Annotated in this window: 14 protein-coding genes; all 14 read left to right on the top strand. The window is 50.4% G+C overall.

Annotated elements, in window-relative coordinates:
• Positions 1 to 340 precede the first annotated feature (340 nt).
• The 14 genes from ACJMNB_RS09145 to ACJMNB_RS09080 all read left to right on the top strand — a co-directional run bounded on the left by ACJMNB_RS09145 (position 341) and on the right by ACJMNB_RS09080 (position 14,561).
• Complete coding sequence (locus ACJMNB_RS09145) at positions 341 to 787, top strand: hypothetical protein (RefSeq protein ID WP_405341686.1); 447 nt, start codon at positions 341 to 343, stop codon at positions 785 to 787.
• A 3-nt stretch (positions 788 to 790) separates the two neighbouring features.
• A complete protein-coding gene (locus ACJMNB_RS09140) occupies positions 791 to 2,224 on the top strand; it encodes a terminase large subunit domain-containing protein (protein ID WP_405341684.1) in 1,434 nt (477 codons plus the stop codon).
• A 38-nt stretch (positions 2,225 to 2,262) separates the two neighbouring features.
• Positions 2,263 to 3,768, top strand: a complete 1,506-nt coding sequence (locus ACJMNB_RS09135; protein WP_405341682.1) for a phage portal protein — start codon at positions 2,263 to 2,265, stop codon at positions 3,766 to 3,768.
• Complete coding sequence (locus tag ACJMNB_RS09130) at positions 3,768 to 4,523, top strand: hypothetical protein (RefSeq protein ID WP_405341680.1); 756 nt, start codon at positions 3,768 to 3,770, stop codon at positions 4,521 to 4,523. The genes ACJMNB_RS09135 and ACJMNB_RS09130 overlap by 1 nt, the downstream gene beginning before the upstream one ends.
• A 126-nt stretch (positions 4,524 to 4,649) precedes the next feature.
• The gene (locus ACJMNB_RS09125; protein WP_405341678.1) at positions 4,650 to 5,375 is read left to right on the top strand and encodes a DNA-methyltransferase; all 726 of its coding nucleotides are present in this window, start codon (positions 4,650 to 4,652) and stop codon (positions 5,373 to 5,375) included.
• A gap of 219 nt (positions 5,376 to 5,594) precedes the next feature.
• The gene (locus ACJMNB_RS09120; RefSeq protein WP_405341676.1) at positions 5,595 to 6,098 is read left to right on the top strand and encodes a hypothetical protein; all 504 of its coding nucleotides are present in this window, start codon (positions 5,595 to 5,597) and stop codon (positions 6,096 to 6,098) included.
• 29 nt (positions 6,099 to 6,127) lie between these two features.
• On the top strand, positions 6,128 to 7,057 hold the full coding sequence (locus ACJMNB_RS09115) for a phage major capsid protein (RefSeq protein WP_405341674.1): 930 nt from the start codon (positions 6,128 to 6,130) through the stop codon (positions 7,055 to 7,057).
• Positions 7,058 to 7,065: 8 nt separating this feature from the next.
• Complete coding sequence (locus tag ACJMNB_RS09110) at positions 7,066 to 7,515, top strand: Gp19/Gp15/Gp42 family protein (RefSeq protein WP_405341673.1); 450 nt, start codon at positions 7,066 to 7,068, stop codon at positions 7,513 to 7,515.
• A complete protein-coding gene (locus ACJMNB_RS09105; RefSeq protein ID WP_405341671.1) occupies positions 7,505 to 7,858 on the top strand; it encodes a hypothetical protein in 354 nt (117 codons plus the stop codon). The genes ACJMNB_RS09110 and ACJMNB_RS09105 overlap by 11 nt, the downstream gene beginning before the upstream one ends.
• A 738-nt stretch (positions 7,859 to 8,596) precedes the next feature.
• Positions 8,597 to 9,238 carry a hypothetical protein gene (locus ACJMNB_RS09100; RefSeq protein WP_405341669.1) on the top strand — a complete coding sequence of 214 codons (642 nt, stop codon included), beginning with the start codon at positions 8,597 to 8,599 and terminating at the stop codon, positions 9,236 to 9,238.
• 154 nt (positions 9,239 to 9,392) lie between these two features.
• Complete coding sequence (locus ACJMNB_RS09095; protein ID WP_405341667.1) at positions 9,393 to 9,740, top strand: hypothetical protein; 348 nt, start codon at positions 9,393 to 9,395, stop codon at positions 9,738 to 9,740.
• A gap of 104 nt (positions 9,741 to 9,844) precedes the next feature.
• Positions 9,845 to 10,168, top strand: a complete 324-nt coding sequence (locus tag ACJMNB_RS09090; protein WP_405341665.1) for a hypothetical protein — start codon at positions 9,845 to 9,847, stop codon at positions 10,166 to 10,168.
• A gap of 12 nt (positions 10,169 to 10,180) precedes the next feature.
• Entirely contained in the window at positions 10,181 to 13,585 is a 3,405-nt protein-coding gene (locus tag ACJMNB_RS09085) for a tape measure protein (RefSeq protein ID WP_405341663.1), read from the top strand.
• Complete coding sequence (locus tag ACJMNB_RS09080; protein WP_405341661.1) at positions 13,578 to 14,561, top strand: hypothetical protein; 984 nt, start codon at positions 13,578 to 13,580, stop codon at positions 14,559 to 14,561. The genes ACJMNB_RS09085 and ACJMNB_RS09080 overlap by 8 nt, the downstream gene beginning before the upstream one ends.
• Positions 14,562 to 14,588: the final 27 nt, after the last annotated feature.

The raw sequence follows: 14,588 nt of genomic DNA, 5'->3' as shown, positions 1-14,588 counted from the left end.
ACTCTGATTGATTTGAAGCGCGGCTTCGGTCGCGCTTCTTATTTTATTTTTTTTTTTTTTTTTATTTTATTTTCTTTCTTCTTTTTTTTTTTTTTTATTTTTTATATTTTGATATAAGGATATACCCCCCGGTATTCAAGCCATAGGGGGGAGTCGGGGTCTTCAATCTACTTTCCACCCAAAACGTGCCAAGGGCTGAAATCTCCCCGGGGGTTTTCAGGAATCGGCAAAAAAGGGCAATCTCCCCACTTTTTCTCGGGAATCGGCAAAAAATAGGGAACAAGCCCCCAAAAAAGGTATAATTATAGGTAAGATTCACCACTTAGAAGGGAAAATAACGATGGCAGAAGAAACTGAAAAACGGACGTGCAAGATATGCTCATTGCCCATTCCTCCAAACAGAAGAAAAGGCGCAGTGTACTGTTGCTCCGAATGCTCCGAAAAAGCCAAGCGGGATATACTTTTTAATAAGAAGCGGCATAGGAAAGCCATGCAGAAAGCCGAAAAGCGCGTGACAGAGGAATTATCCGAACAGGCGTTCGAAAGAATGACGGATGATACGCAACTGGACATGCTCCGTTTTTGCCGGGAAGTGCTGAAAACCGCAATGTCCGACGCGGACACTTCGCCCGCCTGTCTTGCCGGACTGTGCAAACAGCTTATCGAAGTCAACAGCGAAATAACCGCAATCAACGAAGCCGAAGCCAAAAGCGAGAATGTTTTGGAACGTTTGAGCGGCGAAAATGTTGTAACGCCGGCAGAAGATGAAGTATTCCAAGGCGTATAAAATATGGCTGAACTTTCAAAAATCGCCAAACACTGCATATACCCTCAAACAATCACGACCTCGAGAATGCCTTACGTGGCAAAGGTTGCGGAACAATTCGGCATACGCTTTGACGACTGGCAAAACGATATAGGCTCGCTCATTCTCGGTAAAGACTCCTCAGGCAAATACGCCGCAGGCGTTGGCGGCGTTGGTTTGAGCATTTGTCGCCAGACCGGTAAAACGTTTCTTATCGGAGGACTGATAACATGCCTGTGCATTATCGATAAGAACACCACCGTTCTGTGGACGGCTCACAGGACGCGAACGAGCGGCGAAACATTCCGAAGCATGATCAGCCTTGCAAACAACAGCAAAATAGAACCGTTCGTACAAACAATCAGACGTGGAAACGGGAAAGAAGAAATCAGTTTTACGAACGGTTCGCGTATCCTGTTTGGAGCGCGCGAACAGGGGTTCGGGCGCGGATTCCAAAATATTGACATTGAAATTTTTGATGAAGCTCAAATCCTGACAGAGAAAGCGTTAGACGATATGCTCCCGGCTACAAGCACGGCGCAGAATGCTTTGACCGTGTACATGGGTACGCCGCCGCGACCGTCCGACCCGGGTGAGGTTTTCAAGCTGATGAGAGAAAACGCTTTAAACGGAGAATCGTCGGACTCGGTTTGGGTTGAGTTCGGAGCAGACCGTGACGCGAAACCGGACGACCGAAACCAGTGGCAGAAAGCGAACCCAAGCTATCCCCACCGAACCTCAGAAGCCGCTATTTTGAGACTTAAAAAACAGTTGGGAGAGGATTCGTTCAGACGCGAATGCTTAGGTATTTGGGATGAGATGGCAGAGTCGGAGGGGTTGCCGCTCAAACTTTGGCGAGAATCCGCGGTTGAAGACCCGCAGGTCGCGGGATTGTCTGCGGCGTGCGGTTTGGACATGTCGCCCGACCGGCAGTCTCTGGCGATTGGCACGGCATTTCTCAATTCGGACGGTACTGCTCACGTGGAGCTTGCCAAATTTGAGGACGCTCACGCTAACGGGATTGCGTGGGCGGCGGACTGGGTGGCAGACCACTGGCCACGGCTTACGGCTTGCACGATAGACTCGTACAGTCCCGCCATGGTTTTACTCCCTGAACTTGAAGCGCGGCATGTGAAAGTGACGGTAAGCCGCACGCGCAAAACTGCGGACGCTTGCGGGCGGCTCGTGGACATGCTGAACGCTGGCAAACTCACTCACCGTCCCGCATATCATGCGCAAGCGTTGGAAAACGCGGTGAACGGGTGCGCTCGCCGAACTCTGGGACAATCGGGGCTTTTCACGTGGTCGCGTAAGAATGCGGATGTTAACATATGCCCGCTGATAGCCGTCACTTTGGCTCTTGACGGGGTTTGCACGTCCAAACGCCGTCCCGGGCGCAAAATGCGGGTAATGCATTAGAATGTTTGTAGAATTGGGTTTGTTGGAAGGTTTTAGAAATGGCTGTTTTTTCCGCAGAGTTTGCGAATGTTGAGAAGAACGCGGCGTTAAACGGTTTCAAATGCGTGCCTGTGCCGGGCGCAGTGTCGGAAGCCGAAGCCGATACAGTGAACAGGCTTGTCTCGCTTTGGCGCGACAAGTACGAGAAAAACCGGGTTAAAACCGCCTATTTCAACTGCGAACAAGAAATAAAGAACCTTAACGTGTCGCTCCCGTCTGATTTTGCGCGGCGTTGCCGCGCACGGGTCGGCTGGTGTGCGAAAGCGGTCAAAAGCCTAGCCGATTTCACTGTCTACGACGGGTTAGACGGAATTCCGGAGGATTCGCCTGTTTATGCTCTCTCGGCTGTGAACGATTTAGAGTTCGTGATTTCTCAAGCAGTAACATCAGCATACAAACACGGTTTCAGTCTCCTTACTGTTTACCGCGGCTTGTCCGGTGCGGCTAAAGTCCAAGCGCGCTCGGCTTTGTCAAGTTCTGCTGTTTGGGATTTCGAATCACAAACAATCAAAAGCGCATTCACCATAACCGGGTACGATTCCGAAGGGCGTGTAACCTCTTTCTGCGTTTTTGTGCCCGGGGCGATTCTCCAATTCGCAAACATTAACGGGGATTGGACTGTAAAACGAGTAAACACTCTGCCGGGCATTGTGACGGCTGTGCCGATTGTCTATGACCCTCAGTTGGATCGTCCTTTCGGACGGTCAAGAATCACAAAAGCATTGAGAAGCTACACGGATATGGCTGTGCGCACGCTCGTGAGAATGGAAGCCAGCGCAGAATTCTATTCTGTGCCGAAACTCTGGTTTCTGGGTCTTGACCCCGAAGCAATGTCGGGCGACGGGTGGACGAGTCTCATATCACAGATTAACGCAATATCTCGCGACGAGGACGGGAACACGGCAAGCCCATATCAGGTTCAGCAGGCTAGCATGAGTCCGCACGCGGAAATGTTGCGGACTCTCGCTCTGTTGGCGGCTTCTGAAACAAACTTGCCCGCCTCAGATTTGGGCGTAAACATGGCTGTCCCGCAGTCCGCAGAAGCGTTAGCGGAAGCAGAACGCAAGCTCACCCGTGAAGCAGACAGGCAAAACAGTTTATATTCTAAAGCCGTCAAACAGGCTCTCGTCTGCGCGTCAAAACTTGACATAAACGTAAACAATAATCCGCAAACAGCGGAGGACGCGGCAAAACTGCGCGTACTGTTTAAGCCTACGCAAGAGCAGAGCGCGGGAGCGCGCGGCGACATGTTCGCTAAAATCGCGGCAAACGTGCCATCTTACGTGTCTACCGTTCAAGCGTGGCGCAGTCTCGGGTTCTCAGACGAGGACGCGCTCGCGATTCTGCGAGAGGTTCGAAAAGATAATGCGCTCTCGTTTTTGGAGCGTGCGGCAAATTCTGGGGGCAACATTTCAACTGTTGCAGAAAATGCAACAGTTGCAGAAAATACAGCTGTTGCAGAAAATACAACAGCTGAAAGCACGCTAAGCGAGAGCGAGGAGTGATGGCTTCAGCGGCTCAGCGCAGACAATGGCTTATAAATAATATGCGTCGTGCGGTCGCGGCTTGCGAAAAACGCGGTGTCGACGATTTTCTGCAAGCGTGGGACGGGGCGGCATTGTTAGACGAGGACACGGCAACAGGGTTATTAAAAGATGTTGCCTCGTCAATCGTTGCCCGTGAAAGTGAAGCCGTAGGCTTGGCGGCGGCTGAATTTTACGACGAGTTGAGAGCCTTAGAAGTTGAAGCCGACGGTTTTATGGCTGAACCCGTGTCCGCGGATTTCGGAAGAGTGCAGGAAGCGGCGGAGAATCTGCTTACGCGTTACGCTGAATCAGAGGAAGCACGGCGGCTCGTGTTTAATGCTCTTAAAAACGCGATTTCAGGGTGGATTGCGAACGCTGAAAGAGAGACAATCGCAGAAAACGCGAAACGGGACAAGAAGAAAGCTCTGTATGCGTTTGTGCCGTCGTCGTCGCCGTGCGCGTTTTGTGCGGTCATGGCTTCACGTGGTCTGATGGCCAACAGGAAAGATAAAGAATACGGGCGCGCGAGAATGCACGATAATTGTTCGTGTCTCGCCGTGCCTGCATGGCATGCTTCGGTGAACGTGTGGGGCAAGGGCAAACGTCCCGAATATTGGGAGGAATTCTACTATCAGGCGGAAGGAAAACTGCGAGAAAACGGGGCAACGAATATTAATATTCGCGATGTTTGCGCGGAAATGCGCCGGCAGAACCCGGCGAAGTTTAAAAGCTGAAAAAAAAAATGCTCTTGTTTCCGGGTTTGCGCCCGAACGCGCGCAGAAACAAGAGCATGCTCTCTGCCGTTGGCAGGAGTAAAGAGGTATAAATCATTATACACAACAGTTGATGAAAGGTCAATCATGATAGAAAACGCTAGTAGGTTCAGAGTAGAAAAAAATGATGCAATAAGCTTTTTACAATCATTCGAATCTGAATCAGTCGAAGCTGTCGTGGCCGACCCGCCGTATTGTACTCATTCGCAGTATTCTGCAACCGGGCACTATGAGTGCGGTGATGGCATTGTCGGTGACAATAAAGACGCGCATACGAATTATATGTTTATGCGCAGGTGGATGGGTGAATGTTTCAGGATTCTCAAACCGGGTAGCAGAATGTTCGTATTTTGTGATAAGAACAATATTTTTCTTACGCAACCGGCTGGAGTGGAGTCATGCTTTAAATATGGAGGATTTATTACGTGGTGCAAAACGAATTCGCGGCCGGCAAAAATGCGGTTCGCAAAGACTTGCGAGTATGCGTTAGAATTTTATAAAGGCGATTTTAAAATTCCATCCGACAAGTATCCTAAAGATTACCATGTCGAAAGCGCACCATCAGGCAAGGAGCGTGTGCACCAAATGCAAAAACCTGTGGAGCTTATAAAAAAGCTTCTTACTTTTACCCCTGAAAATGGGCTTGTTGTCGACCCGTTCTGCGGGTCGGGTTCAACCGGTGTAGCGGCTTTGGAATTGGGTTTTCGTTTTATGGGTTCGGACTTGTCGGACAAGTGCGTGGAAGTGAGCACTCGCAGGTGCAGGAATGCCGCAGAAAAGTTTGAAGAAAAAATAAAAGATAATACTGTATGACTAGTAGTCATATGGTATAATATAAGTGTGCTCAATCCGATATTTGCCATTTCCGGGTTGGCGGTTTTTTTCCTAAGCGTTGCTGTTACTTAACAGAATTGAGCAGAGGAGAAACAAAACAGAAAGGCTTGTTTTTTGTTTTGTTTTTCTTCTGCTCCTCCCTTATTGAAAGGGTATACGGCATGCTTTACGAGGATTGGTCGTGAAAGGATTACGAAGATGTCGGACGCAGAATCTGCGGTGTCTGAAACAGAAAAGAACGCCGAACCTGTCGAAACTGTGAAAGATCAGCCTGAAGCCGAAAAAGCGGCTGACAAGGCTGTTCAGAATGAAGAACAAGCCAATAAAAATACGCTTGAAATAGTACGTGAAGAATCCAAAAAATGGGAAGCACAAGCGCGCGAAAGCAGTGCGAAACTTGAAGACTTGCAGAAACAGTTGGACGAAGCGAGAGTCAAAATTTCAAGTATCCAGAACAGTGCTGAAATTGACCGTGCAAGGTTTGCGGCGGCCGAAAAATTCGGCGTACCGTCCGAATTTCTGCAAGGCTCGAACGCTGAACAGTTCGAAGAATCTGCAAAGCGTTTGAAGGATTGGAAGACTCATCAGGATTTTAGCCGCACGGACACGCTAAGTCTCGGAAACGAGCCTGCGCCGGCTGAAAATGAAGAACGCAAGTCACAGCGTTTTCTGCTAAACGTGCTGAAAAACTCGAGACACTGATTTTTAATTTTTCATATTTTGCCTGATTTTTGATTGGAAAGGATAAAAAAAAAATGGCAGAAGCAATAAAGACTGACAGATTCGACCTGCCGGATCATCTTGTAGGCGAGATTCTCAAACAGGTAACGTCGGATTCGGCTGTTGCCCGTTTGAGCGCGAAAAAGCCGATGAAGTTCGGCAACCAGCACCTCATCAGTTTCACTCAAGCTCCGCGTGCCGAATTTGTAGGCGAGGGGGATAACAAGTCCGCGTCCGGCGCAGAATTCAAGAATTTCAAGGCCGTACCCCGCAAATCGCAGGTCACCGTTCGTGTGACAGATGAGGTGGACTGGGCAGACGAGGATTATCAGCTTCAAATTCTCGGCACACTCGTTGACGCTGGCGCTAATGCGCTTGCCCGTGCGCTCGACTTGGGTTTGTTCTACAGGCTGAACCCTCTCACAGGTACGGAAACAGACTGGACTAACTATCTGAATGCGACAACAAATCGTGTGACCGCTACCGCTTCTCCTTCGGAAGATATTGAGAAAGCGGCTCAGCTTGTTCTTACTAAGAACGATGAAGGCTACGATGTGAACGGTTTGGCGTTCTCCAAACAGTTTGCCAACAGTCTTGCTAATGAGAAGGATAAGCAGGGGCGCAGGCTTTATCCTGAACTCGGTTTAGGCGTGAACGCTACCAGTTTTAACGGCATTAACACGGCTGTATCATCTACAGTGAATCCGCCCGAGGCGGCTGTAAAACCCGGCGTGAACGCGATTGTCGGCGATTTTGTGAACGGCGCATACTGGGGTATTCAGCGTAGCCTGCCGGTGACGGTTCTCAGGTCGGGTGACCCTGACGGTTTGGGTGACCTTGCACGCAAAAATCATTTGGCATTGCGCATGGAAGTTGTCTATGCTTGGTATGTTGATGTTGACCGTTTCGCCGTCATTGAGAACGCGAAAACATCGAAGTAATGCCGATAATGCCTGAAATGTTTAATACGAATAGCGAAAGTGCGTTGAATCGTTTGCCGCTTGCCGCCGAAAATTCGGCGGCGGCGGCTTCACCTTTTGCGACGGTGGAAGATTTGGAGAAGCGTTGGCATTCGCTCACTCAGGAGGAACGCGAGCGCGCGGAAATTCTTCTGTCTGACGCGTCCGAAATTATTCGGACTCGCTACCCGCATTCGCCCGAACGTGTGTCGGCAGAGGTTCTCCGTGCTGTCGTGTGCGCGATGGTTCGGCGTGCCATGACCTCAGCAGACCGTGAGGGAATAACTCAGGAAACTGAAACTACAGGCCCTTTCTCAAACTCTTTCACATACGCGAATCCTGGACAGAATCTGTATATTACTAAGGAAGAGCGAGAGCTTTTGGGACAGGGGTTGAGAGCTTTTCATATTGACATAAGCGGGGGGCGTTATGCTGATTGAAGGCGAGTGGATAACAGTGTACAAACCCGAACAAAGGTTCGATGAGGACGGCAACCCGGTTGCCGGAAAGCTCAAAAGGTTTATGGATACCACCGCTTTCATTAAGCCTTCTGACAGTTTGCCGACAGTTGACGGCAAGGGCGAGAAAGCGGCTTATTGTTGCACTGTGTATGTTCGGTCTACACAGTCTGTCCCGATCCAGAGGGGCGATGTTATCGAGTTTGCGCGCGACGGCATTGTTAAACGGGCGCGAGTGAAGACTGCGAGTTCGTGGCGAGATTATAAACGCAAACAGCCTATCGGTGCAGTGTTTGAATGCTCCGATTACGGTTACGGGGAGTAATGGAGAATAAAGAATGCGTGCTAATCCTAAATTTGTTTTGAATCGTCCGCAGGTTAAAAAGCAGGTTCTGCAAAGTAAGGAAATGCAGAATATTGTTTTTAACGCTGTTAAAGAAGCGAGAGGAGCACGTGCAAGCGTGCGAGTGTATAAGAGCGGTTCGAACGCTTCTCGCGCAAGCGTTTATATTTCGCCGTGGCAGAATAGTCCCGCAGGCGCGGCCGCCGCCGCCTCAGTCGCGTGGAGGGTTCACCTGTGACGTTGCGCCCCCCGTTTAACGCTTGCCGTTTCGCTCCAAAAGTTTTGAATTTTCTGCGTGTAAACTTGCCTGAATTTGACTCTTTGCCGGTAACGTATTCGTCGGTAAGAACACACTGCACAAACGGGTTCGAGGTTGTGTGCGAGCCTGCGGGCGGTTCTCCCGTAACAGAAATAACACGCAACGAGCGGCTTGTCTTCACTGTCTACGACTGCGGCGAGTCCAAAACGGCTGACATTGTTACGCTAGAAAAACTGGCATTCGAGATTGCCGCAACACTCACGAGTGAGAAGACTCAGTCGGACTCGGAATTGTCGGATTCTGTGGACGCGGTTTTCGAGTCGGGAGTGTTTCGCACTGCGGACGGGGAGCGGCTCTGCGCAAGCTTTATAATGCATTACAATGTGCTTTCTTACACTGTCTAAATTATGCTGTTAAATGGTATAATTGTTTTTGTTTAGAACTTTGGAAAGGGTTGTAACGTGGCAGACAATGACAAGACCGTCGAAAAAGCCCCGCTCTTGCAGGGAGATTCTGCACCGCAGAAGCTGACGGCAGACACGGACTACATCAAGAAGAACAACGATGCAGGCAAAGTGCGGCTTATTAAACAGTATGCTCTGTATTTGGCAGATTCTAACGACACCGCATTTGTAATGCCTACAAGCACGGACTGGACTCCTCCGGAAGGTCATTTCCCGATCGGCTATTCGAAAGAAGACGGCGCAGTACTCCACCCGGAAACGGGCGATGAAACGGAGATTAAAGCGCACAACGGCGATATCGTTTACAGTTCCGTGGACGGCGGTTATTGGACGCTCCAGCTTGGAGCGATTGAATGCAAGCGCAGAGTAGTCAACGTGTATTTTGACCAGACTCCTGGCGTGGACTCTGTGCATGTGAACGGCGTTACATCGAACAAAGAATACAAGCTTGTGCTTGCAGGTCTCGACCAGTCGGACAAGCCGTTCATTCTGTGTGCGGAGCGTGTGAAAGTATCTGAACGCGAAGACTTGACTTTCACGTATTCTGATACGCTCACTTTCAGTTTCACGTTTAAGATTTTGACTCCGGCGGGCGCGGGCAAAAACCAGTTCGATATTTTCGGATTGGCTGTCGATTAAAATTTTCTTATTCTTGGGCGGCGGCTTGTTTTTCTGCGGTTTTGGAATGTTTCGGGGGTTCTTACCGGTTTCTTTCCTCGAAGGATTCTACCCCTTCAAATTGCAGAGAACGCCGCCGCCCGCTCCTATAATTTAGAATCAAAAAGGATATAAAATGAGCGTTAAAAAAGACTACACTCAGGTAACTGTCAACGATGAGAACCTCGAAAACGACATTCATTTAGAATGTTTGGGTTGCAAGCTTGACTTGCCGTCCTTGTCGGGCGGCGACTTGCCGTTGGACGTGATGGAGGTTATTCTTCAAATTCAGTCGAACGGCGGGGATCTGAATAATCTTTCGGACGCGGAGTCGTTCAAGTTTGCGGGCGCATTGTACGCATATTTTAAACGATTCTACCCTGATTTTTGGGAGAAACTCCGTGGAGAGAAAAAAGCGGTTGCATATATTAACGCGCTTGTTTCGGCATGGTGGGAGCAGTCCGAATCTGACCCAAAAGCATAGTTTTATGTTATTTTTTGGAGGACAGAGAAGCGCGCAACGCTTTTGATTTTGACTGTTTAAGCCGTTTCGGGCGTGTTTTCCGTTTTCCGAAAACATGCGAATATGTGCAAGGCAAGCGTTCGGACTGCTCGTGGTTGTTCGTTTGGGGTCTTCTCTGCGAACTGTTGAAAGAGCGAGACTCTCATTGTTTCGCATTCCTTGCCGGCTACTCGTACGTACCGTCGGGAGCGGAACGCGTGTATTGGGACGGTCTGGAACTTTCGGGCAAGCTTAAGAAGAAAGGCTACCGTCCGTACACGGATAAGAGGTCGGACTTGTTGCGGCGCATGGCTCTCAGCCAGTCTACAGGCAGAGAGAATGCGGAGCGAGAGAAGCTCAAAAAATTTTTTCATATACAAGAAATGCCCGAAAGTTCGGGCGGCGAGTGAGGAGCGCAGAAGATGGCTGGCGCAGGTGCGAGTTCGATTGGAACGCTTTATTATAAGGTCGAACCGTCCACGGAGGGGTTCGGCAAGAAAATCGAGTCTCAGCTTGCCGGGAGCGTTTCTAAGGGCGCGGCCGCCGGCGCGCAGTCGGGCGGCGCGTCGCTTCTTTCAAAAATCGGGAGCGCGTTCGGGCGTGTCGGCTCAATCGGCGTAAAAGCTATTGCCGGCGTAGCTTCTGCGGTCGGGGGCGTAGCCGTTCAGGGCGGTATCAGTCGCGCGCTGAAAATTGAGCAGGCGCAGGCAAACCTAAAAGGCTTGAAACACGACACCGCCGATATTACAGAGATAATGAAAAACGCGAACGCGGCGGTCAAAGGTACTGCGTTCGGCTTGGACGAGGCCGCGAGTGTTGCTTCGCTTTTATCGTCGGCGGGAGTCAAAAGCGGCGCGGAACTCGAAGGAGTCCTCACCACTATTGCGGACACCGCAACGATCTCCGGTGATTCGATGGAAGACATGGGGCAGATCTTCGCTAAAATTGCGGCGAAAGGCAAAATTCAGGGCGAGGAAATGCTACAGCTTAACGCTCACAATATTCCGATCCTTGACATTCTCGCCAAGAAATTGGGCGTGTCTTCTGAAGAAGTCTCGAAAATGGTTTCGAAAGGTCAAGTCGATTTCAAAACCTTTTCGGAAGCCATGCATGATTACATGGGGGGCGCGGCTCAAGCGTCGGGCGAAACGTTCAAAGGCGCGCTGGCTAATATGCGCGCCGCTCTCGGACGTTTCGGCCAACAATTGGGCGCGTCACCCGTGCTGACCAGTCTTACTAAAATTTTTGGGAGTATAACTCCGCTTATCGATAAGATAACAGCCAAATTTTTAGAGGCTTCTGACGGTATCAGCGAGGTCGGAGAAAACGGGCAGAGAACTTTTACGCCTTTAGAACGCATTGTGAACGCGGTGTGTTCGGGTATTGACAGGCTTACGGCCGCTATCGATTCAGGTGATGTAAGTCTTGCGAGTCTCGGAAAGAGTTTCGCCGGTGTTGCCGGCGGTTTCGGGACTCTTGCCGCTGTGGGCGGCGGGGTCTTGCCTAAGATTGCGAAAAACGCGGATTCAGTGTCGGCCGCATTCGGCATGGCGGGCGGCAAGATTAAAGGCTTTGTGGCTGAAATGCTGAAAGCCAAGCCCGCCGAAATCCTCGAAGTCGATTTTTCGGATAATTTCGGTAGTGCGGAACTCAAGAAAGTCGGAGAACAGGCGGGAGCGGCGGCTGATTCGATTAAAGGCAAATTCGCGAGCGTTTTCGGGGTTGAGATTCCTGAAAACGCTAAAAAATCCGCTTCGGGGTTGAACGAGTCCGCGGCCGCCGCTCAAAAAGCCGCCGCGCAAATAAACTCGAACATGAAAGCCGTGAAAGATACGGGGAAAGCTTCGGAGGAGGCGAAAGAAAAAACAGGTCTGCTTCAGAAAGCGTTTGAAAACCTCAAAAGCGTCGGCTCTGGCGTGTCCGGAGCGGTAGGCGGTATCTCACAAGCCGTCGGTATTTTCGGTGCGGCTCTCAAAGGTTTAAGCATTGTAGGTGCAGTCGGAGGGCTTGTCGCGGGGCTTGGAATGCTTGAAAGCACGACGGGCGGCATGCTGTCAAGCATGTTGGATAATCTCACAGCCCAGCTTCCGGGCATTTTTGAGCGTGCGGTAGAGTTTATAAACAGTCAATTGCCCGCATTCATTTCATCGGGCGCGGGGCTGATAGAAGCACTTCTCAATGCTGTTATAACAACGCTCCCGGAACTTGTCACCGTTCTGGCTACGGGATTAACCGCACTTGTGGAAGGCGTGAGCGGAATGCTCCCAACCCTGATTCCCCTAGGCGTAAAGCTTATTCTAACGCTTGCACAGAGCATTATCGATAATTTGCCTGCGCTTGTTACTGCCGGATTGTCTCTTTTTGAGGGGCTTGTGGAAGGGTTCACGCAGGCTTTGCCTGTAATTATAGGAATGCTCCCATCCTTGATTTCGTCGATTATTGAGAGCCTTGTGCAAATATTGCCAGCCCTGTTTGCTTCTGCGGGCAGGATTTTTGAAGCCGTGTTTGACGGGCTTATACAATGCGTGCCAGTGCTTTTGAATCTTCTCCCGGACTTGGTGGCTGAAATTATAACCGCTCTGGCCGATCTAAGCGTAATGTTTGCTGACGCGGCTGTTGCTTGGGTTGAAAGTTTGAGCGACGGGTTTGATTTCGGCGAATTTATCGGAAAATTGGGCGAGTTTCTAGGTCAGCTTTGGGAGAAAATCACGGAAGCCGCACCAAAAATCGGGGAAGCATTCAAAAAAATATTTACTGAAGCTTTCCCTAAACTTTGGGAAGCGTTGACGGAATTGTTGCCGAAACTTTGGGAGAACCTGCAACCGCTTTTGAGCATGGCAGGAGACTTGCTGGTTCAGCTTCTGGGTAAGCTTGCAGAGTTTGGCGGCATGGCTTTGTCTTGGCTTGTTGAGAACGCTCCGAAAATGGCGGCGGGTTTGGCGTCCTGGTTTGCCGAAATGCTACCGAAAGCAGTATCAGGATTGCTCAGCCTGCTCACGAAAATTATCGAATTTGCGGGACAGGCGATCGCGTGGCTTGTACAATCCGCTCCGGGGATGGTGGCGGCTTTGGGTGAGTGGTTTATTCAAATGTTGCCCTCTCTTGTTTCGGGTTTGGCGAGTCTGATCTCTAAATTGCCGGGGTTTGTTGCCGACGTTCTAATGTGGATTGGCGGCTTGGCTTGGCAACTCGCGGGAGCTGTAGGCTCATGGTTTCTTGAAATGCTGGCCGCGTTCGGCAGAGGCGTTGTTGACATGCTTGCCGCGGTTTGGAATTTTGGCGGCAATATTATTAGTACTCTTGCTGATTCATTGTCGGGTTTGTGGAACGGCATTAAAGGCTGTTTTGACAAGCTTGTAAACTTTTTCAACATTTCTAACTGGATAGAAAAAGGCAAGAGCCTTGTCAAAGGCATTGCCGATGGTATTACGAATGCGGCGTCCATGATTTGGAATGCGATTAAAGGCGTTTTCGGGGGCATGTGGGGTTGGATTTCGGATAAAATGGGATGGGGGAGCGGCGAGGCTTCCGTGTCTTACTCGGCGGAGGTTGAGCCGGTTCTGCAAAGCATGCCGTCACTGTTTGCCCCCCTTGTTTTCGCAGGCTTGCCTTCGGGCGCGGCAGAAGCTGTCGTACCGTCTTATGCGGACACGCCAAACGTGAGCAAAGGCAAGGACAGCAGTGTGAACGCTTCTGCCGGCATGGTGAACCAGAATTTCAATATTAAGGTTGTTCGAGCGGAGGATGATTTGTCGAGCGCGGCAAGCGTATTGTACCGTCAAGCCATGCGCACTGCGCGTATTTCGGGAGGTTTGAGAGTTGGTTAAACATGTTACACGGTTGAGCTTGTACAGGCTTAGAAACGGGGTTTGCGATTCTAAGCCTTACGCTGTTTTTGACGGCTACTATGGTGAGGAACGCGAAACGCCGTATTCGCTTTACCTTGGGGAGGAGGGTGCGGAAGGCTGGTATTCCACGCCGTCCGCGAAAGTCGCGGCTTCGGACAGGTGGGGTGACGGCAAGCACCCGGTGCAGGCTGAACAGGTTTTCTACGAGTCGAAAACCGCGGTTTTCCACTGTGTGGCCGTGGACAGGCGAGAACCGTTTAACAGGGCGCATAATGCGTGGATTCCCGCACTGTCGGGGGTTTCGCAAATCGTTCGGGCAAGGTTTGAAGACTCTCCTTATTCGGACGATAAAACAAGGATTCTCGACGGCTCTTTCGACACGTTCATGGACGGGTATATTACAGTCGATATTCCAGAATCCCCCGCACATCGCGCGTTCTCTGAATTTGAGATTACTTTGACGGCTAACAATCCTCGCCGTTTCGCGTGGACACCTATGTCTGCGGAGATGAACGCGACAGAAAAACGCGGCGGCTCTGGCTTAGAGTACGGCGAACATGCGACGGGTCTTAAATATCCGCTCTCGTACGGTGTTCTTTCTTGGACACACCGCGCTATCCTTAAAAACGAGGGGACGGCGCGAAGCTGGCCGATATTCAGAGTGCAAGGAGCGTTCGCGGACGGGGTGAAACTTCTTTTTTCAGATAATACGGGTCAAAAAAATTATTGGCTTCAATATCCGAATCCGTTGAGCAGTTTTGATGTTCTTGTTTTTGACTGCGCAAACGAGCGCGCGTTTTTAAACGGCTCGGATGTTACGAGAAATCTTGAACACAGGCAATTCCCTTGTGTGGAGTCTTCCGCACGGTTCGGAGACAATGCGCACCTTACGTGTGAGCTTGCAAGCAGCGGGACAGGCAAGGTTGTGTGTGAGGTTCGAAACGCTTATCTTTAGAATATTTGGATAACAGAGAAAGAAAGG

The organism is Fibrobacter sp. (assembly GCF_045131395.1).
In the GTDB taxonomy this organism is placed as follows: Bacteria; Fibrobacterota; Fibrobacteria; order Fibrobacterales; family Fibrobacteraceae; genus Fibrobacter.
Note: the sequence above shows the minus strand (reverse complement) of the source record. Positions and strands in the feature narration are given on the sequence as shown.

Bases quoted from the DNA above. Each gene is read 5' to 3' on its own strand.
- ACJMNB_RS09145 (WP_405341686.1), top strand. From the start codon at position 341: ATGGCAGAAGAAACTGAAAAACGGACGTGCAAGATATGCTCATTGCCC.
- ACJMNB_RS09140 (WP_405341684.1), top strand. From the start codon at position 791: ATGGCTGAACTTTCAAAAATCGCCAAACACTGCATATACCCTCAAACA.
- ACJMNB_RS09135 (WP_405341682.1), top strand. From the start codon at position 2,263: ATGGCTGTTTTTTCCGCAGAGTTTGCGAATGTTGAGAAGAACGCGGCG.
- ACJMNB_RS09130 (WP_405341680.1), top strand. From the start codon at position 3,768: ATGGCTTCAGCGGCTCAGCGCAGACAATGGCTTATAAATAATATGCGT.
- ACJMNB_RS09125 (WP_405341678.1), top strand. From the start codon at position 4,650: ATGATAGAAAACGCTAGTAGGTTCAGAGTAGAAAAAAATGATGCAATA.
- ACJMNB_RS09120 (WP_405341676.1), top strand. From the start codon at position 5,595: ATGTCGGACGCAGAATCTGCGGTGTCTGAAACAGAAAAGAACGCCGAA.
- ACJMNB_RS09110 (WP_405341673.1), top strand. From the start codon at position 7,066: ATGCCTGAAATGTTTAATACGAATAGCGAAAGTGCGTTGAATCGTTTG.
- ACJMNB_RS09105 (WP_405341671.1), top strand. From the start codon at position 7,505: ATGCTGATTGAAGGCGAGTGGATAACAGTGTACAAACCCGAACAAAGG.
- ACJMNB_RS09095 (WP_405341667.1), top strand. From the start codon at position 9,393: ATGAGCGTTAAAAAAGACTACACTCAGGTAACTGTCAACGATGAGAAC.
- ACJMNB_RS09085 (WP_405341663.1), top strand. From the start codon at position 10,181: ATGGCTGGCGCAGGTGCGAGTTCGATTGGAACGCTTTATTATAAGGTC.